This window comes from Aeribacillus pallidus (assembly GCF_050478865.1).
Classification (GTDB): Bacteria; Bacillota; Bacilli; order Bacillales; family JACDOC01; genus JACDOC01.
Map to the genome: position 1 here is coordinate 1 of NZ_JBCNBW010000072.1, position 22,287 is coordinate 22,287.

A 22,287-nucleotide genomic window follows, 5' to 3' on the forward strand; every position below is an offset into this window, starting at 1 on the left:
GTAGGTTAACCTACATTCCTTCCAAAGAGAGAGTATTGGAAATATTTGCACCACCACAATTGACAGAGAGCCACAAATGTGCTACAATGGGCGAAGAGAACTGAAACAGGACGTGAACGAGCATGAAAGTACTTGTCACCGGAGGAGCAGGATTTATCGGTATGCATGTCGTACAACGACTCCTTCGAAAAGGTGTCGAGATGATTGTCATAGATTGCCTAGATTCTTATTACTCGGAAGAGCGGAAAAAACAACATATACAGGTGATACGTAGTGTGTCACCGTTTCGTTTTTATCCTACGAATTTATTGAACCGTGAAGAAACTTTTCGTATCGTACAACAAGAGAAGCCTGATGTCGTGATTCACCTAGCTGCATTACCCGGGGTTAGTTATTCATTAAAAGAACCGTTACAATACGTGGACTATGATATCAAAGCAACCATCAACATATTGGAAGCGTCTGGGAAAGCTGGTGTCCGTCATGTAATCTTTTCCTCTTCTTCCTCTGTATATGGAAATTTAGGAGTTGTCGGTCCAAAGAAGGAAGAAGAAGCTAACGGTCACGTGATTTCCCCTTATGCAGCTGCGAAATGGGGAGCCGAATCGTTTTGTCACGTGTACGCGAACTTGTACCAATTTCGATTAACGATCTTACGTTTGTTTACGGTATATGGTCCTTGGGGACGCCCCGACATGGCCATTGCGAAATTTTTAAAGCAAATTCTTTCTGGTGAAAAGATTACATTGTTCGGAACGAGCCAAAAAAGAGATTTCACGTATATTGACGATGTCGTCAATGCTGTGGAAGCTGTGATGGACTATCAAGGAAATGAAACCGTGTTTAATATTGGAAATGGTCACCCGGTATCAATGACGGATGTTGTTCGATTATTACAAACTTATTTTCCATCGATGATGGTTGAACAAATGGAAAAAAGAGCTGGGGATGTTCAGCAAACGTGGGCGAACATTGAAAAAGCACAACAACATTTGATGTACATGCCAAAAACAACGTTTCAAGAAGGATTGGAGAAGACCATTGAATGGGCTAAAGCAAATATACACTTACTGTAAAAAGCATTGGAAAAAAGGAATCGGGGGACTCATTCTTTTTGTCTTTATTTTTTATATTGTTCCTGACATTCAATGGGACCAGATTAGGGAAGCGGTACGGACTGTGTTTCAACACCCCGTTTTTCTTCTAAGTGTTGTATTATTGTACGCATTTTCGTTTTATTTGAAAGCGTGGGCGTGGAAACTATTGCTTCCCGTCCCTGTTTCTTTTTTTACTTGTTTATACGGTTTATGGTATAGCTTGTTTTTCAATCACGTGCTACCAATCAAAGTAGGGGATGTCGTCCGATCGTATCTCCTTTATGAGCGAGAAGAACATGTCTCCTTAAAACAAGCACTTACAACCGTCATTTTTTTACGACTATTAGATCTATTATCGCTCTTTATCCTTGTTGGTGTCGGTATACTCATATTAGCTAAGAAAGTAGGAATCATCGTCTTTCTGATTGGAACAGGGATAGGCATATTGATTTTGCTCTTCTCAAAAAGTATAAGAAAGTGGTTGGCAAGGTTTTCAAACTTGAAGATGTTTTGGTCAATTCGACATGCATGGAGCATTTTTGGTCTAACGTTTTTCAGTTGGATTTGTGAAGCGGGAATCGCTTTCTTTTCTATTTTTCTCGTATTGAACGAATGGTATCCTTTTCTATCAATTTGGGTGAATAGTTTTACGATTATCGGTCAATTATTTCAAATCACTCCAGGGGGATTTGGAAATTACGAGACGGTTATGGCCTTTAGTTTGTCCCGTATGGGGATAGGTTGGGAAGACGCCATTACGGTTGGTATCGTTAGTCATAGTATTAAATATGTGTTTTCGTTTACAGTCGGTATCTGGGGATGGATTCGCTATCCACTTTCTTGGAAAACGGTCCATCAATGGATTCGAGGGAGGAAAAAGTCATGAAAAAAGCATCGCGTTTTGAAAAAATTGCCGCTCGTTGTTGGAATTTATTAAACGAAGGAAAGCCGTTTACGCCGATTTTTGTAACGGGGGTTATGGTGATTTTTCATTGGAAGGACTTATTCCAATCGGCTGAAATGCTAACCGGATTTCTGCTTGCTTTACCTTTATTTGTCATTTATTATTTGTACGATTTTCCGTTATTTTTACGAAATTATCTTTGGATTCCGTTATTTTCGTTTTTAATTATTTGGGGTTATACGAACGTGTCGCTATTACTTTTAGGAATGGCTCTTTATTTTTTCTTTACCGTCTTTTTTTGGGGGACGTTATATTACCACTTACGAATCGGTACTTCGTGGTTAAACTTTACTCGATTTTGGAAGCTTGTGTTGAAAAATAGTGATTCAACGAGTGGAAACGCCCAAGAACAATTACCGAAAATTTTCCTATTACTTTCCGTATGGGACTATGGATATGAGGTCACAGCTCAAGGGGAACCATTATCGTTTGTGGGATTCATCTTTTTTTACGTAGCGATATTACTTTACGCATGGGTGTTACACCATTATTTATTTGATTGGAAACCGACACCGTATACGTCATTCACGGAAAAGCCAACGGCTATCGATCAACCGAGTGTGCAAACAGAAAAAGTCGTTGTTATTGTGGTCGATGGAATGAGAAAAGATCGATTTGAGGCAGCTCATACTCCGTTTTTAGATCGTTTGAAACAAGAAGGAACCGAATTTACGAATATGGAAACGGTATATCCGGCACGAACGGTCGTCTGCTTTTCATCGATGTTTACAGGGACATATCCATTTGAACACGGCATTCGTTCAAATATGGTATGGAAATTAGGCATCAAAGTGGAAAGCATTTTCGATTCGTTACGAAAAGTCGGAAAAAAAGGGCGGCTACTAGGAATTGCTCATCTAGTGGATGCGATGGGCGAGGATGTGGAAACCGTGACAGCGGTAATGCATAATGATGTCGCGGATAAGAATATTATGAATAGAGCTCGCCAAATCGTTACCGAACAGAATCCTGATCTACTCGTTGTTCAATTAATTGGTACAGATCAAACTGGACATTCACGCGGAGTGTTTTACGATGAGTACTTACAAAAAATTAGTGAGGCAGACGAACTCATTCATGACTTTTATCATTGGTTGAACGAACGGTGGGGGGAAGAAAATATTACGTACATTATTTGCGCCGACCACGGTCAAGCAGATGGCATTGGTGGGCATGGCCATTTAGATGAAGGGGAACGCTATGTTCCGTTTATTATGTACGGACCAAGTATTCGTAAAGGCGTAAAGGTGGATAAAAAGCATAGTTTAGTTTCATTAGCTTCTACCATTTCTTATCTACTTGGCGCGCCGTTTCCTAGCCATGCAAGAGGTCCGGTATTAGTAGAGGCGTTTAAGAGAAAGGATGCAGCAAATGAAGAGGCAAACCGTAATCGTATTTTTACCCGCTTATAATGAAGAACAATCGATTGGGGATGTGATTCGTCGCATCCCTCGTCATATTCATCCGCTTGTGGATGTTAAAGTGTTAGTGATTGATGATGGATCGAAGGACCGAACCGTTGAAGTTGCAAAACAAGCTGGGGCCGACCGAATCGTGCAGTTGGAAACGAATCAAGGGTTAGGAGCTGCAGTTCGCCGTGGGCTGAAGGAGTGTTTATTTATGGGTGGTGACATTGGTGTGATGATTGACGCTGATGGGGAATATCCACCCGAGCAAATCCCTGACATACTTGATCCGATTTTTCGAGGAGAAGCCGATTATGTTATGGGATCCCGCTTTTTAGGGACCATTAAAGGGATGAAGCTCCATCGGCGGGTAGGCAATTATTGCTTTACGTTTTTACAATCGTTGTTGTTACGAACATGGATATACGATGGACAGTCGGGAATGAGAGCGTTTTCTAAGCAAGCGTTACAACATGGAGAAATTATACATGATTATAATTACGCCCAAGTGTTAACATTAAATCTTGTTCGAAAAGGATTTCGTGTAAAAGAAATCCCAATTCACTATCATGTCCGGACTACAGGAGAGTCTTTTATCAAATTTAAGGCGTATATAACGAATGTATTGCCAGCAGTTTGGAAAGAGATGCGCAGAAGGGTGGAAAAGGTACCGATTAATTCAAATGCGCATGTGATAACATTGGACGAAGAAAATTCAGATTTGTCACAGAAAGTACATTGACATCTTCATTGATAATTATTATCATTATCAATGTAGGAGGATAGGAAAGATGCTAAAACGTTCAATTTTTTATATTTTAATAATAATATTCATTCTCAATCATATACTTCCAAGGTCGGCTTATGCGTACTCCTATGGGAATCCAGGGGAAGAACCGATGGCAGAAGCCTATAAAGAGCTTGAAAAATATGTAGAGAATGACGATTGGCAAAGTGTAAAAACCGTTTATGAGACATACAAAAAAGAATTTGATTTATACTTTACGAACACTCAACCAGACATTGAACAGGCGTTAGAGAAAAAAGATGCCGACCTTCTATTAAAAAGCTGGCAGGCTGCTATGCGCTTAAACATTGAGCGTCGCCTTCATTTTGCTCAAGAACAATTTGACGATTATGGTCAAGCAAAATTATTATTAGCGAAAGCACGTGGTACGTTTACGGTCCTTGAACCGATATTATTAGAACAAGGGAAAGAAGATGTGGTGAACGATATATATGCCGACTTTGATGTCGCTTTAGAAGCGCTTGGAAATCCAGGGCTTTTCGGAATAGGTAGTAAAGAAAGTGACCGGGAAACATTTGACGAGCGCGTTAACGAAATTATTGAAACTTTACGACCTTTGTTCCCAATCGTCTCTGAAATGGATGATGATCGTCACTTAACAGAGGAAAACTTAGATTTTCTCAAAGGATTTGGGGAAAAAGGCTCATCGACGTTTTGGGTATATTTTACGGGAATTTTAGCTCTCGTGTTTATCGGTTTAATTGTTTGGAATAAACGACGTCAAAAGTCCTAATGGAACTTGAAAAGGTGGGAAGAATGTATGGACTTTCAAGCGTTTCTCATCACGTTACGTGAATCGTTAGAAGCAATTTTAATTGTGGGACTCATTTTATCTTATTTAACACGTTTAAATGCAGATAGATATAAAAAATGGGTATTTGTCGGAGTCTTTTTAGCATTGCTTACCAGTTTTTTAGTTGCTTTATTGTTTCAAGTCGTGTTCACTGGGTTTGCTAGTTTCGGTTCGGAAATTTATTTAAAAGTGTCCATTATGTTTGCTTCTGTTTTTTTACTCTCTCACATGGTGCTATGGATGAAAAAGCAATCTAAGGGCATAAACACCGAAATGGAGAAAAAAATTAACGCGGCTCTTACCGCAGGTAGTATTTCTGCCATGATTATTCACTCGTACTTAATTGTTGTTCGAGAAGGAGTCGAAACGGTCTTTTTCTTCGCAGCGATTAGCGGTGGAGAAGTAACGAAAGTCTTTCAAAGCTTTGGAGCGTTAAGTGGTTTGTTAATGGCCTTAATTTTAGGATATTTATTTTTCTCCGGTACGATGAGATTTTCATTAAAAACATTCTTTAATGTGACTGGCTTACTCATTATGTTTATTGCGGCTGGATTACTTGTCCAAGGAATTGGTATTTTGCAAGACTTGGGCGTTATGGGATCGTTCTATACAAACGCAGATGGGCGACCGAAACCAGTGTACAACATCATTGAGTTTATGCCAGAGCACGTCCAAGATGAAATGCATTATGAGCGGGATACTGGAAAAGAAGTGCTGATTAGTGGCCAAGTAGGATTATTTATGAGCGCTATGTTTGGCTATAGCCATAACCCATCTTTAGAGCAGTTACTCGCTTATTGGTTATATTTCCTATTTGTTCTTTTATGGATGAAACTCATTAATGATGGTAAAATAAAAAATCCAATGACAATTCTGGCCAACCTCAAAAAAAAATACGAAAGAAAATAATCAAAAAGAAATGAAAAACATTGATTCAATTAATGTTTAAAGCTAGTTCCCTCTTTTCAAAAAGACTCGCAACCTGTTGCGGGTCTTTTCTTCACGAAAAAAATGTTAAAGGATAGATGATCATGCGCACGAATGGTGTCCTATGGTGGGTGGTCACTGGCTTACTTGGTTTTTTATTTTTTTGGCGTCTTCAATATTTAGATCACCTTCCTTCCACATGGGATGAAGTGGATTATACGCTAGGGATCAACGAATATGATGTGCTATCGATGCAACCGCATTTTCCAGGGTATCCGTTTTTTATTCTTGGGGGGATGCTCTTTTCACGTTTGGTAAATGCCCCTTCGGAAGGATTAGCACTGTTTAATTGGTTTGTCTTGTTAACAGCGTCCTTTCCGATTTATCGCCTGTCGTGCCATTACCTTCCTCCTTTTCCTTCATTTGTTGTAATGACGGTTACCCAATCTCTCAGCTATAGTTGGATTGTCGCAGCACAGCCGATGTCGGACGGAGCAGCACTTGGCGTCCTTTGGTGGTATATTTACTCCTTGTTACAGGCATACCAATCGACTACTTCGTATCAACGATTGTTACCGATTCTCTTTTTTTCTTTATTAATGGGAATACGCCTATCGTATGCGCCATTTGGTATTGGACTCGTATGGTTATGGATGCAAGATGCCAAGCAACGAAAAAATGGAATGTTGATGTCTATTAGCCTCTTTATCCTAGGTCAAATGTTGTGGGTTGTTCCAGTGGTGAAAAATGTCGGTGGAATTTATTCCCTCCTCTCGATTGGTAGTAGTTTTATTCATGGCCATTTTAACGAATGGGGCCGCGGGAATCCAACCGAATCGTTGTTATTTGGAGAACGGATGTTTCGCTACTTTATTTCCAATTGGTTATGGGAAGGTTTTTCATCCCACTCAACTTGGCTTCTTATTTTTCATATTGTTGTCATTCTTATTTTTTTAGATGATTTTTTTCGAAAAGGTCGACGCATCCGAATGCCATTTTTGTTGCTTATCATGATCATCACTTATGGATGTTGGTCTTTTTTTGGACAAAACATCGAAAAAACAAGGCATTTACTTCCGCTTCTTTCGTTAACGTATTGGTGGTTATGTTTGCATATTGTTTCCAAACGTATAATTGGATACATTCTTATCGTTACCTTAATGTTAGGACAAATGTCCGTTGGCGAGTATTGGTTAAACGAGCAAAAACATGAAGTACCACCAGTGGTGCAAGCATATGAATACCTTTCGTCTCTTAAAGGTGATATAGTCGTTTATACATGGGAAGAAACGCGTGTGTTTGACTATATGAAGGCGCCATTTCATCATAAAAGGTTACAGTCTTTTAATTCATTTCTGCACGACATAAAAGGTAAAGAAAAAGAAAGGATCATCTTAACGAATAAAGTACTTGAGGGTTTTGTTACCCAAGGTATCGACGTGAATGGTAAAGTAAAGAAGATGAAAGCATTTGAAACTGACCCTATTTTAGACCCTGTATATCATCATATTGTTTTGTACGAATGGGTACCTGGAGGTGAGGACGATGAATGAACGATTAAAGCAGAAGCTAGCCCTTCTTCCTGACCAACCTGGATGTTATTTAATGAAAGATCGGCAAGGGATCATCATCTATGTCGGAAAAGCGAAAGTGTTAAAAAATCGTGTCCGTTCGTACTTTACCGGTAGTCATGATGCAAAAACACAACGGCTCGTCAATGAAATTGAAGACTTTGAATATATCGTTACTTCGTCCGATATTGAGGCTTTAATTTTGGAAATGAACTTAATCAAAAAGTATGATCCTAAATATAACGTTATGTTAAAGGACGATAAAAGCTACCCTTATATTAAATTGACAAATGAAAAACATCCGCGCTTAATAACGACTCGTAAAGTAAAAAAAGATGGAGGAAAATATTTTGGACCTTATCCAAATGCTGGGGCAGCCAACGAAACGAAAAAGCTACTCGACCGCTTGTATCCGTTAAGAAAATGTTCGAATTTACCGGATCGCGTATGTTTGTATTATCATTTGGGGCAATGTTTAGCCCCATGTGTGAAACCGGTCGAGAGTGAGGAATATAAACGTATTACGGATGAAATTACCCGCTTTTTAAATGGTGGTTACAAAGAAATAAAAGAGCAGCTACAACAAAAAATGTACGAAGCATCGGAGCAATTGGAATTTGAGCGGGCGAAAGAATATCGAGACCAAATCGCTCATATTGAAGCGGTGATGGAAAAACAAAAAATAACAATGAATGATTTTACCGATCGCGATGTATTTGGATTTGCCGTTGATAAAGGATGGATGTGTGTCCAAGTCTTTTTTGTTCGTGGGGGAAAACTGATTCAACGGGATGTATCTATGTTTCCGATTTACGATGAACCAGAGGAAGAATTTTTAACGTTTCTCGGGCAATTTTATTCACGTGCCCATCATATCAAACCAAAAGAGATCTTTTTGCCGCAAACTGTGGATGGAGAGCTAGCTAGTAGACTGTTAGATGTAAAAGTTGTCAAACCGAAGCGGGGACAAAAGAAAGAACTCGTTGATTTAGCAACAAAAAACGCTGAAATTTCGTTAAAAGAGAAATTTTCTCTAATTGAACGGGATGAAGAGCGAACCATTAAAGCAGTAGAACGGCTCGGAGAACAGTTAAACATCTATACACCCCATCGCATCGAGGCGTTTGATAATTCTAACATTCAAGGTACGGATGCCGTATCAGCGATGGTCGTATTTATTGATGGACGTCCAGCGAAAAAAGAATATCGGAAATATAAAATTAAAACGGTAAAAGGACCAGATGATTATGATTCGATGCGCGAAGTGATTCGTAGAAGGTATCAGCGTGTATTAAAAGAGGGACTTCCTTTACCCGACTTAATCGTCATCGATGGAGGAAAAGGACAGGTAGAAGCGGCCCGGGATGTGTTGACGAACGAATTAAATTTATCCATTCCGGTGGCTGGACTAGTAAAAGATGAGAAGCATCGTACATCTGACGTCATTTTCGGAGAACCGCTAGAAGTTGTCCCATTAGATCGAAACAGTCAAGAATTTTATTTATTGCAGCGTATTCAAGACGAGGTTCATCGATTTGCGATTTCCTTTCACCGACAGCTGCGTGGAAAAACGTCGTTTCAATCCAAATTAGATGAAATTCCTGGAATAGGATCAAAGCGGAAAAAACTGTTATTACGTCACTTCGGCTCACTGAAAAAAATGAAGGAAGCTACCGTAGAAGATTTTGTACAAATTGGTATTCCTCATAACGTAGCAAAAAACCTATTTGATGAACTTCAAAAAATGAATTGATTAAATATTTTTTTATGTGTTATAATGATGAAAATTTTATAAAGGGAACAGTGAAGATAGAGGTGCGAACTTCAAGAGTAGAAGCATGGAGAAGAATGAGCTTCGAGGAAATGCTTTGAAAGGGGAGTTCGCCGAAGTGGAAAAAGACTCATTTCTTTTTCTGCTGGTTCTGCGTTTAAGAAATGTAGGACTGTCAAGATGGCATCATCTTGGAGAGCTATCTCACTTGTGTTTTCATTATTATCGTTTTTGTTAGGAAGCACAGGTAGGAGAATAGTTCTCTTACCTGTTTTTGTTTTATTTTAAAGTAAATGAAAGAAGGGATTGTGTATGGGAATCATCGTACAAAAATTTGGTGGTACTTCTGTAGGTTCAACGGAACGAATTCGTCATGTCGCTCAAAGGGTAATTGAAGAGAAGGAACGGGGAAATGACGTTGTCGTCGTAGTGTCAGCGATGGGAAAAACAACCGATCAATTAGTTTCCTTAGCTAAGGAAATTAGTACATATCCAAATAAGCGAGAATTGGATATGCTCCTTTCAACAGGTGAACAAGTAACCATTGCTTTGTTAACGATGGCTCTTCATGAGTTAGGGTACAAAGCCGTTTCGTATACCGGTTGGCAAGCAGGAATTCAAACGGAAGCGGTTCACGGAAACGCAAGAATTACTCATATTACAACAGAACCCATCCTCAACGCCTTGAATGAAGGAAATATTGTCGTCGTTGCTGGATTTCAAGGTATCACTTCTGAAGGGGCGATTACGACATTAGGTCGGGGAGGTTCGGATACGACTGCTGTTGCCTTAGCCGCTAGTTTATCTGCTGAACGATGCGATATTTACACCGACGTAACGGGAGTATATACATCTGATCCAAGGTATGTGAAAGCAGCTCGCCAGTTAAAAGCGATATCTTATGACGAAATGTTAGAGATGGCGAATTTAGGAGCAGGGGTTCTTCATCCACGAGCCGTCGAGTTTGCGAAAAATTATCGTGTACCATTGACGGTTCGCTCAAGTATGGAACATGTTGACGGAACATATATCGAGGAGGTAAATACGATGGAATCGAATTTAATTGTACGTGGAGTAGCTTTTGAAAAAGAAATTACAAGAATAACCGTTCATGGACTAACGAACCAAATAACCTCTCTTTCATCCATTTTTACAACATTGGCCAATCACCATATCAATGTCGACATCATTATTCAAGTGCAAACGGATGAAAATACAACGAACCTTTCTTTCTCAGTAAAAGACGAAGACGTGAGAGAAACGTTGGCAGTATTGAATGAACATCAATCTTCATTAGGATTTGAAAAAATGGAAGCGGAAAGTGGATTAGCGAAAGTATCTATTGTCGGTTCAGGAATGATTTCTAACCCTGGTGTAGCCGCCAAAATGTTTGATGTTTTAGCCCAAAACGGCATTCAAATTAAAATGGTTTCGACATCTGAAATAAAAGTTTCCGTCGTAGTAGATCAGAAGGAAATGATACGTGCAGCCGAGATTTTACATGAAGCATTCGGTCTGGATAAAGTAGAAGAAACAATAGCCGCTTTATAACAAAGAAAGCTGACATCCTCGCTTAAAAGCGGTGGAATGTCAGCTCCTTAACGATACTCAATCATCCGTTACATCTTTTCGGTCCCAACGAACGGTAAAACGGACTTTTTGCTTACTCAATAATTTTTCTTCAAAGGTTTCGGCAATGGCTTTTTTTTGCGATTGAATTTGTTGGGCGAGAAATCCAGCTTCAATTTTAAAACTGTTTTCTTTGTTGATTTCTAAACGACGTTTGACAATAGAGCCGGATAGCTCAAATAATAACTCATCTTTTTTTTCATAAATAATGGACAACTGTCCCCAGCCGGCTTCTTCAAAAAACGTTACTATTTCTTCAATGGACGTTAATGGAAACTTTCGAGCGATATTTTTGCCAGCCCAATATAAAATGCCGTCAGCTTCTTGTCCTAATAAATCTGGTAAAACAAAATCTCTTATTAATTCATAACCAAAAACAGGTAATTGTTCTTCATGGATGTGTTTCATTTCATTTGAGCTCATTCAATGTTTCCCCTCTTTCTATCCTAATAAATTATAAACGGTTTTGCTAGTTTATGATAGTGGGAAGTAAATGATTAAGTTCATACATTATTTGACAATAGTTAAATGAAAATGGTTTGTAATTTAAAAAAATTTGAAAATATAGTCGAATTCATGTATACGTTTTCTTGACGCTTCCAACTGATGGGAGTAAAATGAACATGTCACATTATTGTTAAAAAATTTGAAACGGTGCAACTGGAGGAAAGGAGCAGTCGTTGCCAGTTTCATCTTTAAGGGGGGTAATTCATGGCTGGAAATCGTGAATTTTACAATCGTAGGTTGCATTCATTGCTAGGTGTAATTCCAGTAGGGGTGTTTTTAACGCAACACTTAGTAGTGAACCACTTTGCTACGCGTGGTGAAGAAGCTTTTAACGAAGCTGCTCATTTCATGGAAAGTCTTCCATTTCGCTATGCATTAGAAATTTTCGTTATTTTCTTACCACTTTTATATCATGCGGTCTATGGTTTATACATTGCCTTTACCGCAAAAAACAATATCGGTAATTACGGATTTTTCCGTAACTGGATGTTCTTCTTACAACGTATTACAGGCGTTATTACATTAATTTTTGTTACATGGCACGTTTGGGAGACTCGCGTAGCAGCAGCGTTTGGACAAGATGTAAACTTTGAAATGATGGAAAACATTTTATCGACCCCAGGGATGATAGCATTTTATGTAGTTGGAGTTGTTTCAACTGTTTTCCATTTTGCAAATGGATTATGGTCATTCTTAGTTAGCTGGGGAATCACTATTTCTCCTCGTTCCCAAATGATTGCTACATATGTTACATTAGGTATTTTCATAGCTTTATCTTGGGTAGGAATTCGCGCTATCTTCGCATTTGTATGATAGATTATCGGTTTTGATGCAATTCGGACTTTCGTTGGAAAAGGAGTGAGTCACGGATGAAAAAAGGCAAAATCATCGTCGTCGGTGGCGGATTAGCTGGCTTGATGGCAACAATTAAAATTGCAGAAACAGGAACGCCGGTCGAGTTGTTCTCATTAGTACCTGTAAAGCGTTCTCACTCTGTATGTGCACAAGGTGGAATTAACGGTGCAGTGAACACAAAAGGGGAAGGAGACTCTCCTTGGGAGCACTTTGACGATACCGTATACGGTGGGGATTTCTTAGCAAACCAACCTCCAGTAAAAGCAATGTGTGAAGCAGCCCCTGGTATCATTCATCTATTAGACCGTATGGGAGTTATGTTTAACCGTACTCCAGAAGGATTTCTCGATTTCCGTCGCTTCGGAGGTACCCAACACCACCGGACGGCGTATGCTGGGGCAACAACAGGTCAACAGCTTCTTTACGCACTAGATGAACAAGTTCGTCGTCATGAAGTGGCTGGTCTTGTTACAAAGTATGAAGGATGGGAATTTTTAGGCGTTGTTCTTGATGACGCTGGAGTTACTCGTGGTATTGTTGCGCAAAACTTAACCAATATGGAAATTCATTCGTTCCCAGCTGATGCGGTTATTATGGCGACTGGTGGACCTGGTATCATTTTCGGTAAATCAACGAATTCGGTTATTAATACTGGTTCAGCAGCTTCTATTGTATATCAGCAAGGAGCGTACTACGCTAACGGTGAGTTTATCCAAATTCACCCAACAGCCATTCCAGGGGACGACAAACTTCGTCTCATGAGTGAGTCTGCTCGTGGTGAAGGTGGTCGTGTTTGGACATACAAAGACGGAAAGCCATGGTATTTCTTAGAGGAAAAATATCCTGCTTACGGAAACCTCGTACCGCGTGATATTGCGACACGTGAAATTTTCCATGTATGTGTAGACTTAAAGCTGGGTATTAACGGGGAAAACATGGTTTATCTTGACCTATCCCATAAAGATCCAAAAGAATTAGATGTTAAGCTTGGTGGAATTATTGAAATTTATGAAAAGTTTATGGGGGATGACCCACGAAAAGTGCCGATGAAAATCTTCCCAGCTGTTCATTATTCAATGGGTGGATTATGGGTTGACTACGATCAACAAACGAATATTCCAGGATTGTTCGCAGCCGGTGAATGTGATTATTCACAACATGGAGCTAACCGTCTAGGAGCAAACTCCTTACTTTCTGCCATTTACGGTGGTATGGTCGCTGGACCGAAAGCTGTAGAGTATATTCGTGGTCTTGAGAAAAGTGCAGATGCTATGCCTTCTTCTCTATATGATACGTATCGTAAACAAGAAGAAGAAAAATGGAACCAAGTTCTTTCATTAGATGGTAACGAAAATGCTTACTTGTTACATAAAGAGCTTGGTGAATGGATGACAGATAACGTAACGGTTGTTCGTTACAATGACAAACTATTAAAAACGGATGAAAAAATTCAAGAATTAATGGAGCGTTGGGAAAACATCAACATCAACGACACTGCAAAATGGAGTAACCAAGGTGCTACGTTTACACGTCAATTAAAGAATATGCTTCATTTAGCACGTGTAATTACAATTGGTGCTTACAATCGTAATGAAAGTCGTGGTGCTCATTATAAACCAGAATTCCCTGACAGAAACGACGAGGAATGGTTAAAAACAACAATGGCTAAGTTCAACCCAGAGAAAAACGCACCAGAATTCCATTACGAAGATGTTGACGTTTCACTCATTCCTCCTCGGAAACGTGACTATACTAAAAAGAAAGGGGAAAAGTAATGATGAGTGAGAAAAAGACTGTCCGTTTTATCATTACTCGTCAAGACAATCCGGACTCAGCCCCTTATGAAGAGGAGTTTGAAATTCCTTATCGTCCTAATATGAATGTTATTTCCGCATTAATGGAGATTCGCAGAAATCCAGTTAATGCGAAAGGGGAAAAAACAACACCAGTCACATGGGATATGAACTGTTTAGAAGAAGTTTGTGGTGCATGTTCCATGGTCATTAATGGGAAGCCAAGACAATCTTGTACAGCGCTTGTTGATCAATTAGAGCAACCAATTCGTTTAGAACCAATGCGTACGTTTCCGGTGATTCGTGATTTGCAAGTAGATCGTAGTCGAATGTTTGATTCGTTAAAGAAAGTAAAAGCATGGATTCCAATCGACGGTACGTACGACTTAGGACCAGGTCCGCGTATGCCAGAGAAAAAACGTCAATGGGCGTACGAATTATCTAAATGCATGACCTGTGGGGTATGTTTAGAAGCTTGTCCAAACGTAAACAGTAAATCCAACTTTATTGGACCAGCCCCTCTTTCGCAAGTTCGTTTATTCAATGCGCATCCAACTGGTGCAATGAATAAAGATGAACGCTTGGAAGCAATTATGGGTGATGGCGGTCTAGCAAACTGCGGTAACTCACAAAACTGCGTGCAATCATGTCCAAAAGGAATTCCATTAACGACTTCGATTGCTGCACTAAACCGCGAAACGACGTTCCATATGTTCCGTAAATTTTTCGGAAGCGATTATACCGTGTAAAAAAGAGCCGGGAGTATTCTCGGTTCTTTTTTTGTTTGTACGATGCATTAAATGAACCAAGTGCCAAATGCTTTTGTTGTTAAAAATAGTACCTTTTTTGACAAAAAGAGGATATAATAATAAGAAAAGAATGAATATTCATTCATTTTGGAGGGAGTCTATGAAACAAATTTCGTACATTCCTAACTTTGAAGAATGGAGAAAAGAATTTCAATTTTTTCATCGTGTCAAAGTTCGCTTCTCGGAAACAGATTTGTTTGGTCATTTAAATAACACCGTCCCGTTTGTTTATTTTGAAGACGCACGTATCGAGTTTTTTAAGCATCTTGGCTTTTTGAATCGTTGGTTAGACCCCGATATTGAAGAAATGCCTGTCGTTGCCGACCTACAATGCGATTTTCACAGACAAGTGTATTTTGATGAACAGTTGCGCATTTATGTAAAAGTCGCTAAGGTAGGTACCTCATCGATTGATCTGCATTATTTAGGGACAAAAGAAGATGGAACGGTTTGTTTTACTGGAAGGGGAACGATTGTTCAAATTTCACGACGTACAGGGAAGAGCGTCCCTTTAACTGGTAAAGAAAAAGAAAAATTTTTTCATGTAAATTCTGTCTCAGTGAAATAGGGAATTAGCACAATTTAAAGAAAAACCCTCAAATCGCCTTTACAGTAGTAACTTTCAATGCAAAGTTTTCATATGATAACGTGACGAAGACAATACCCATCCCGCGGTTCAAAGCTGTCGAAGGCAAGGAGGGTTATAATAGTTGAAGGACAATGAATACGCACACAAACCTTTACTAACGAAGAGAGAGAAAGAAGTTTTCGAACTGTTAGTTCAAGATAAAACGACTAAGGAAATAGCCAGTGAGTTGTTCATTAGCGAAAAAACGGTTCGGAATCATATTTCAAATGCAATGCAAAAGCTTGGGGTCAAGGGACGTTCACAAGCTGTCGTGGAACTTCTCCGTATGGGAGAATTAAAATTATAACATAAGCCGGCTTCTACTTTTTGGGAGCCGGTTTTGTTATTTAACATATTTTACGCAACTATTCTTGAAATTTTGTTCAAAAAAAGAGAAAATGACAAGTAGAAAGTTGGAGAGAAGGATGATATAGGAGTTGTTCGATGGTGGTAGAGCATAATCATGAGGTAGTAGCTGATATTGAAAAAGATTTACGCTACATAGCAGGGATTATTAAACAAAAGGGAAGAGAAATTTTAAGTCATTATAAAATTACACCACCCCAATTTGTGGCATTACAATGGCTTTTTGAAGAAGGAGATATGACAATTGGTGAATTATCCAATAAAATGTATTTAGCGTTTAGTACAACGACGGATTTAATCGATCGTATGGAAAAAAATGCATTAGTTAAACGGGTAAAAGATGAGAACGATCGTCGTGTTGTACGTATTCACCTTCTTGATGAAGGAGCAAGAATTATCGATGAAGTGATTAAAAAGCGACAAGCTTATTTAGCCGATATATTGAAGCATTTTTCTGAAGATCAAGTGACAAGTTTAAAAGAAAATTTAAGTAAACTACATCAAGAAATGAGAGAAGAATGAGGCGAGATGCTTGAAACAACCAATAGGAATTATTGATTCAGGTGTTGGCGGATTAACTGTCGCCAAAGAAGTGATGCGTCAATTACCAAACGAATCTATATTGTACGTGGGAGATACGGCAAGGTGTCCATACGGTCCACGCCCCGTACATGAAGTACAACGTTTTACTTGGCAAATGACCAATTACTTATTATCCAAGCAAATTAAAATGTTAATTATTGCTTGTAATACCGCTACAGCGGTTACCTTACACGAAATACGTTCCCGATTAACGATTCCAGTCATTGGTGTCATTCATCCCGGAGCGAGAACGGCTCTTAAAACAACGAAAAATGGTCATATAGGCGTCATCGGGACGGTAGGGACCATTCGGAGTAAGGCGTACGTACATGCGTTAAAAGAAATAAACAGAAATGTAAAAATCGTTTCGCTTCCTTGTCCAAAATTTGTTCCGCTAGTCGAAAGCGGTGAATATCAAGGTTCGATAGCTAAGAAAATTGTTGCAGAAACGTTAATGCCTTTAAAAGGAAGCTCCATTGATACGTTAATTTTAGGGTGTACTCACTACCCTTTACTGGGCCCATTAATCTCAAATTATATGGGACCGAACGTTAGTGTGATTAGCTCAGGGGAAGAAACCGCACGTGAAGCAAGTACGATTTTATCGTACCATGGCATGTTGAACGAAAGTGATGAACCACCAACGTACCAATTTTTTACCACAGGGTCAGCCCCTTTGTTTGCAAAGATTGCTACTGATTGGTTACACATTAACAATATTGATGTTACGACCATTCATTTAGGAAAGGATATCCGATCCTAAATGGATGGTTTTTTGTTTTTATCGTAATTGTCTTTTTTCGGTCTAATTTAATAAAAGGCTCGTATACATGTAGTACAAACAGTCTTAGGAGGGATGAGTATGTCCAAACAAGTGTCAACAATCATCCTAGTGCTTCTATTTTCATTAGTGGCATCAGGTTGTGGATTGTTCGGGGACCAAGAAAGTTTAGATCCACCACAGGACGTTTCCTATCTGGAAGAAGTCGATGAATTAGAATCATTAGATGAAGAAAGCAAAGCAAACGAAACAACCGAAGAAGAAACGTCGGCTACCGAAACGGTAATGACTGAACTATATTTGATTAATGAAGAAGGATTAGTCGTAGCTCAGACGCTTCCGTTACCCAAAACAGAAGGAGTGGCCGCCCAAGCGCTCGAATATTTAGTCGATGATGGACCTGTCATGAATATTTTACCAAATGGATTCCGTCCAGTATTACCTGCAGGGACTGAAATGAGTGTCGACGTTAAAGATGGAGTAGCAATTGTTGATTTTTCAAAAGAATTTCTGAACTATCATCCAGACGATGAAAAGCGAATTTTGCAGGCGATTACATGGACGTTAACCCAGTTTGATTCCATTGATAAAATTGAACTTCGGGTGAATGGCCAACCATTATCGGAAATGCCAGTGAATGGAACACCGATTTCTGAAGAAGGATTGAGCCGAAAAGACGGGATCAATTTAGATATTTCCGGTATTGTTGATATTACGAATACCAATCCGATTACTGTTTATTACCTTGCCCAAAATGGGGATCAATTCTATTATGTTCCTGTGACGAAACGAGTGGAGAGTGGAAAAGGTCACCTTGTAGAAGCAGTTGTTAAAGAACTAGTGAATGGGCCGCCGTTAACGACGAATTTGGTGACAATGTTTTTGCCTGATGTAAAGTTGGTGGAACAACCACAAATTCAAGATGGCACAGTAACGTTAAACTTCAATGAAGCGTTATTTGGTGGATTTGGTGAGCAAATCGTTTCTGAGCAATTACTCCATTCTCTTGTTCTTTCATTAACAGAAATCGAAGGAATTGAAAGTGTTGTTGTCACGGTGAATGGACAAGGGGATTTACTGACGGAAACAGGTAAATCGCTATCCGAACCTGTCAGCCGACCAGACACGGTCAATACCATTGGTCTTTAATTGATGATGACCTTAAAAAACGGGGACTTTTTCGAGTAAACTTTTGAAAAAGCGCTTAAGAAATTCATTTTTTTGATATACTATAATAGGGTGAAAAGAGGTTGGCCAATAGCCACCTCTTATTTCTTGTTAAATGAAGGAGGATTTTGTTCGTGCGTGTTGATGGTAGACAAACATTGGAATTACGACCGATACATATACAAGCCGATTTTTTAAAACATCCAGAAGGAAGTGTACTTATTACGGTTGGAGATACAAAAGTGATTTGTACAGCGAGTATTGATGACCGAGTGCCACCATTTATGCGTGGGGAAGGAAAAGGCTGGATTACGGCTGAATATTCCATGTTACCAAGAGCAACAGAGCAACGAAATGTTCGGGAATCTTCCAAAGGAAAAGTGTCCGGACGGACGATGGAGATTCAGCGCCTTATTGGTCGAGCGTTACGGGCGGTAGTTGATTTAGAAGCGATTGGTGAACGGACAGTTTGGATTGATTGTGATGTCATCCAAGCAGATGGCGGAACAAGAACGGCTTCGATTACAGGAGCATTCGTAGCCATGACGATGGCTCTTCATAAGCTACAAGAAGAAAAAGAATTAGAGAAATTTCCGATTAAGGACTATTTAGCCGCTACTAGTGTAGGGGTGTTAAAGGAATTAGGAGTCGTTTTAGACTTAAATTACGAAGAAGATAGTCAAGCAGAAGTAGATATGAATATCATAATGACGGGTTCAGGCGAATTTGTTGAATTACAAGGTACAGGCGAAGAAGCTACGTTTACGTTTGCTCAACTACAGCAAATGTTAGACGCCGCTCAACAAGGGATTAGCCAACTAATTCAAATTCAAAAAGAGACATTAGGAGACATTGCGGTAAAAATTGAGGAGAACAAAGCTAAGGAAGTGGAATAATCGTGGAAAAAGTCATTATTGCCACAGCCAATCGGGGGAAGGCCAAAGAATTTGAACAAATGTTCCAAGCGTATGGAATCGATATACTTACTTTATTAGATTTAGAAGAACCGATTGATATTCAGGAAACAGGGACGACGTTTGAAGAAAATGCGCTCATAAAAGCGAGGGAAGTAGCCACTCGCTTAAACATGCCGGTCATTGCGGATGATTCTGGACTTGAAGTGGATGCGTTGGACGGAAGACCTGGTGTTTACTCCGCAAGATATGCTGGAGAACAAAAAGACGATCAAGCAAACATTGAAAAAGTACTAAGGGAACTAAAAGGTGTGCCGTTTGAACAGCGGACCGCTCGCTTTCGTTGTGCACTAGCCGTAGTTTTTCCTTCAGGAGAAGAATTAACCGTCCATGGCACTTGTGAAGGATATATTACGGAGCAACCTAAGGGTACAAACGGCTTCGGCTATGATCCAATTTTTTATGTACCTGAAAAACAATGTACTATGGCCGAACTTCCATCAGAAATAAAAAATAAAATAAGCCATCGTGCGCATGCGTTACAGCAATTTAAAAAGCGAATGGACAAATGGTTTGGGGGAAAAGGCGAATGAAGGTTATTGTCGTCAGTGATAGTCACGGCTCAACAGAAACATTAACCGAAATTGCCGAACGGTATCAAAACGAAGTGGACGTCATGTTCCACTGTGGGGATTCTGAACTTTCAAAGGAGCATCCAGCGATTTCCCCATTCATTACAGTGAGAGGAAATTGTGATTTCGAAACAAGCTTTCCGAATGAGTTGATACATTCTATTAACGGGTGTAAATTTTTAGTAACTCATGGTCATCTTTATCAAATAAAGACGACGTTAATGAAGCTTTATTATCAAGCACAAGAACAAGGAGCTCACATTGTCTTATTTGGTCATTCGCATCAGTTAGGGGTTGAAAAAATTGGAAATCACATCTTTTTAAACCCTGGGAGCATTCTTCTTCCGAGAGGTCGAAAAGAAAGAACGTATGCGTTGATCGAAGGTGATCAAAACACGTTAACCATTCGCTTTTTCACCGATGATCACGAAGAACTAGGTGAGCTAAAAAGAAAATTTTCTTTAACATAAAGGAGGGAGCAGCTTCCCTCCTAAAATGATAAAAAATATATTGACGTTATGAAACAGAATTCATATAATAAATAATGTCTTGAACAATAAAAACTGTGTCCCAGTAGCTCAGCTGGATAGAGCAACGGCCTTCTAAGCCGTCGGTCGGGAGTTCGAATCTCTCCTGGGACGCCAGTTTAAAAAGCGCTATGTGACCAGTAAATCATTGCTGATTTACGGTGACGTAGCGCTTTTTATTTTGATTCCAATCGGTTAGTGAAATTTGAGAAAAATTAGAAAATACCAATTGATTTTTCAGAATAATTTGACTAAAATAAAAATATCGTTTATGTGAAATCGGTTTCATAGATAAGGAGAAATCGTGATCAGTTTTTCTCCTTTATATATGAAATCGATCTTACAAAAAACAATTGGGGGGATTGATGTGAGAAAATTTTTACCATTACTCGTCGTTTTTCTTCTCATGTTAGGTGCATGTAGTTCAACAACAAATCAACCAGATGAACAAACTTCACCGTCGAACACGAACGAAAATGAAGAAACAACTCAAAACGAGACAAATGAACAAGAAAAAGTAACGATTGTCTATGCACGTGGAAAAGATGCGACAAAAGCGACAGAAAAAATTATTGAAGCGTTTGAACAGAAGTTTCCTCATATTGAGGTTGAATTCCGAGAAATGCCTTCAGATACCGGTGCACAGCATGATGCTTATGTAACGATGTTAAATGCCCAATCAGACGAAATTGATGTGATGGATTTAGATGTAATTTGGCCAGCTGAATTTGCCCAAGCTGGTTATGTTCAACCACTTGACGTGTTTATTCAACGGGACGGAATTGACTTAAGCGAATATAACCAAGGGGCTTTAAGCGCAGCGAACTTTAATGGAAAACAATGGGCGATGCCTAAATTTATCGATGCGGGTCTATTATTCTATCGAAAAGACATTATTTCTGAAGATGAAGTGCCTAAAACATGGGATGAACTCATTGAAGCGGCGAAAAAATATCAAGGAGCAGAAGGAACGAAATTCGGTTACTTACTTCAAGCGAAACAATATGAAGGGTTAGTATGTAACGCTGTTGAATTCATCGCCTCTTATGGTGGTCAAATTATTAACGAAAAAGGTGAGGTAGTCGTCAATAGTCCAGAAACGATTAAAGGTCTTCAAAAATTAGTTGAAATTGCTAATTCTTCGTTTGTGCCTGATAATATTACAACTTTTACGGAGCCTGAATCACATACTGCGTTTATTGAAGGACAATCTCCGTTTATCCGTAACTGGCCATATCAATATGCTTTAGCAAACGATCCAGAACAATCAAAAATTGTAGATAAAGTTGGCGTAGCTCCCCTTCCTGCAGGAGACGCAGGATCAGCAGCGGCTCTTGGTGGATGGATGACCGCCATTAGCAAATTTTCCAAACATAAAGAAGAAGCTTGGGAATTTGTAAAATTCATGACTGGTCCTGAAGGTCAAAAAATTTCTGCTATCTACGGTGGATTAGCACCAACACTACCTAAACTATTCGAAGACGAAGAAATTTTAGAAGCGAATCCATTCTTTGCTAATGAGGGATTTGTTCAAGGGTTAAACGCAGCTGTTTCTCGTCCGGTGGCACCAAACTATCCGGAAATCTCTGATATTATTCAACGTCACGTTTCCATGGCGATTGCCGGACAAGAAACGGTGGAAGAAGCCGTACAAAATATGGAGAAAGAGATGAAAGAAAAATTGGAACTATAATCCGTTCCTCTTTATAGTCGCCAATTCCTTAGAAACATCCAATAGCATCAGGCTATTGGATGTTTCC

Annotated in this window: 22 protein-coding genes, 1 tRNA gene and 1 riboswitch; of the genes, 22 read left to right on the plus strand and 1 reads right to left on the minus strand. The window is 39.3% G+C overall.

Going from position 1 to position 22,287, the window contains the following annotated elements:
• Positions 1-122: 122 nt before the first annotated feature.
• The 9 genes from ABES52_RS15165 to ABES52_RS15205 all read left to right on the plus strand — a co-directional run bounded on the left by ABES52_RS15165 (position 123) and on the right by ABES52_RS15205 (position 10,888).
• Positions 123-1,076, plus strand: coding sequence for an NAD-dependent epimerase/dehydratase family protein (locus tag ABES52_RS15165; RefSeq protein ID WP_429652020.1), 954 nt, complete (start codon positions 123-125; stop codon positions 1,074-1,076).
• On the plus strand, positions 1,042-1,983 hold the full coding sequence (locus tag ABES52_RS15170) for a lysylphosphatidylglycerol synthase transmembrane domain-containing protein (protein WP_429652022.1): 942 nt from the start codon (positions 1,042-1,044) through the stop codon (positions 1,981-1,983). The genes ABES52_RS15165 and ABES52_RS15170 overlap by 35 nt, the downstream gene beginning before the upstream one ends.
• Positions 1,980-3,473, plus strand: a complete 1,494-nt coding sequence (locus tag ABES52_RS15175) for an alkaline phosphatase family protein (protein ID WP_429652023.1) — start codon at positions 1,980-1,982, stop codon at positions 3,471-3,473. Before ABES52_RS15170 ends, ABES52_RS15175 begins: the two co-directional genes overlap by 4 nt.
• Positions 3,433-4,209, plus strand: coding sequence for a glycosyltransferase family 2 protein (locus ABES52_RS15180; RefSeq protein WP_429652025.1), 777 nt, complete (start codon positions 3,433-3,435; stop codon positions 4,207-4,209). The genes ABES52_RS15175 and ABES52_RS15180 overlap by 41 nt, the downstream gene beginning before the upstream one ends.
• Before the next feature lie 49 nt (positions 4,210-4,258).
• Positions 4,259-5,008 (plus strand): hypothetical protein, encoded by a 750-nt coding sequence (locus ABES52_RS15185; RefSeq protein WP_429652027.1) that lies wholly within the window; start codon positions 4,259-4,261, stop codon positions 5,006-5,008.
• Between the two features lie 27 nt (positions 5,009-5,035).
• Entirely contained in the window at positions 5,036-5,977 is a 942-nt protein-coding gene (locus ABES52_RS15190; RefSeq protein WP_429652028.1) for an FTR1 family iron permease, read from the plus strand.
• A gap of 122 nt (positions 5,978-6,099) precedes the next feature.
• Positions 6,100-7,548 carry a hypothetical protein gene (locus ABES52_RS15195; protein ID WP_429652030.1) on the plus strand — a complete coding sequence of 483 codons (1,449 nt, stop codon included), beginning with the start codon at positions 6,100-6,102 and terminating at the stop codon, positions 7,546-7,548.
• On the plus strand, positions 7,541-9,319 hold the full coding sequence (gene uvrC, locus ABES52_RS15200; protein ID WP_429652031.1) for an excinuclease ABC subunit UvrC: 1,779 nt from the start codon (positions 7,541-7,543) through the stop codon (positions 9,317-9,319). The genes ABES52_RS15195 and uvrC overlap by 8 nt, the downstream gene beginning before the upstream one ends.
• A gap of 49 nt (positions 9,320-9,368) precedes the next feature.
• Positions 9,369-9,547, plus strand: a riboswitch (Lysine riboswitch).
• Between the two features lie 102 nt (positions 9,548-9,649).
• Positions 9,650-10,888: an aspartate kinase gene (locus ABES52_RS15205; RefSeq protein WP_429652032.1), complete on the plus strand. Its 1,239-nt coding sequence runs from the start codon at positions 9,650-9,652 to the stop codon at positions 10,886-10,888.
• Between the two features lie 57 nt (positions 10,889-10,945).
• Here the strand turns inward: ABES52_RS15205 and ABES52_RS15210 are convergent, their stop codons facing one another.
• Positions 10,946-11,389, minus strand: coding sequence for a YslB family protein (locus ABES52_RS15210; protein WP_429652034.1), 444 nt, complete (start codon positions 11,387-11,389; stop codon positions 10,946-10,948).
• A 288-nt stretch (positions 11,390-11,677) separates the two neighbouring features.
• Here ABES52_RS15210 and ABES52_RS15215 point away from each other — a divergent pair, with 288 nt between their 5' ends.
• The 13 genes from ABES52_RS15215 to ABES52_RS15275 all read left to right on the plus strand — a co-directional run bounded on the left by ABES52_RS15215 (position 11,678) and on the right by ABES52_RS15275 (position 22,220).
• The gene (locus tag ABES52_RS15215) at positions 11,678-12,286 is read left to right on the plus strand and encodes a succinate dehydrogenase cytochrome b558 subunit (RefSeq protein WP_429652036.1); all 609 of its coding nucleotides are present in this window, start codon (positions 11,678-11,680) and stop codon (positions 12,284-12,286) included.
• Positions 12,287-12,342: 56 nt separating this feature from the next.
• Entirely contained in the window at positions 12,343-14,103 is a 1,761-nt protein-coding gene (gene sdhA, locus ABES52_RS15220) for a succinate dehydrogenase flavoprotein subunit (protein ID WP_429652037.1), read from the plus strand.
• A gap of 2 nt (positions 14,104-14,105) precedes the next feature.
• Positions 14,106-14,870, plus strand: a complete 765-nt coding sequence (gene sdhB, locus ABES52_RS15225; RefSeq protein WP_429652039.1) for a succinate dehydrogenase iron-sulfur subunit — start codon at positions 14,106-14,108, stop codon at positions 14,868-14,870.
• A gap of 160 nt (positions 14,871-15,030) precedes the next feature.
• Entirely contained in the window at positions 15,031-15,498 is a 468-nt protein-coding gene (locus ABES52_RS15230) for an acyl-CoA thioesterase (RefSeq protein WP_429652041.1), read from the plus strand.
• 142 nt (positions 15,499-15,640) lie between these two features.
• Complete coding sequence (locus ABES52_RS15235) at positions 15,641-15,865, plus strand: helix-turn-helix domain-containing protein (RefSeq protein WP_429652042.1); 225 nt, start codon at positions 15,641-15,643, stop codon at positions 15,863-15,865.
• Between the two features lie 137 nt (positions 15,866-16,002).
• Positions 16,003-16,446: a MarR family winged helix-turn-helix transcriptional regulator gene (locus ABES52_RS15240; protein ID WP_429652043.1), complete on the plus strand. Its 444-nt coding sequence runs from the start codon at positions 16,003-16,005 to the stop codon at positions 16,444-16,446.
• A gap of 10 nt (positions 16,447-16,456) precedes the next feature.
• On the plus strand, positions 16,457-17,269 hold the full coding sequence (gene racE / locus ABES52_RS15245) for a glutamate racemase (RefSeq protein ID WP_429652044.1): 813 nt from the start codon (positions 16,457-16,459) through the stop codon (positions 17,267-17,269).
• Between the two features lie 93 nt (positions 17,270-17,362).
• Complete coding sequence (locus ABES52_RS15250) at positions 17,363-18,436, plus strand: GerMN domain-containing protein (RefSeq protein WP_429652045.1); 1,074 nt, start codon at positions 17,363-17,365, stop codon at positions 18,434-18,436.
• Positions 18,437-18,588: 152 nt separating this feature from the next.
• Positions 18,589-19,350, plus strand: a complete 762-nt coding sequence (gene rph, locus ABES52_RS15255) for a ribonuclease PH (protein WP_429652047.1) — start codon at positions 18,589-18,591, stop codon at positions 19,348-19,350.
• A 2-nt stretch (positions 19,351-19,352) separates the two neighbouring features.
• Positions 19,353-19,961, plus strand: a complete 609-nt coding sequence (locus ABES52_RS15260; RefSeq protein WP_429652048.1) for an XTP/dITP diphosphatase — start codon at positions 19,353-19,355, stop codon at positions 19,959-19,961.
• Positions 19,958-20,470 carry a metallophosphoesterase gene (locus tag ABES52_RS15265; RefSeq protein WP_429652049.1) on the plus strand — a complete coding sequence of 171 codons (513 nt, stop codon included), beginning with the start codon at positions 19,958-19,960 and terminating at the stop codon, positions 20,468-20,470. Before ABES52_RS15260 ends, ABES52_RS15265 begins: the two co-directional genes overlap by 4 nt.
• A gap of 97 nt (positions 20,471-20,567) precedes the next feature.
• Positions 20,568-20,644, plus strand: a tRNA-Arg gene (locus tag ABES52_RS15270).
• A gap of 289 nt (positions 20,645-20,933) precedes the next feature.
• Positions 20,934-22,220, plus strand: coding sequence for an ABC transporter substrate-binding protein (locus ABES52_RS15275; RefSeq protein WP_429652062.1), 1,287 nt, complete (start codon positions 20,934-20,936; stop codon positions 22,218-22,220).
• Positions 22,221-22,287: the final 67 nt, after the last annotated feature.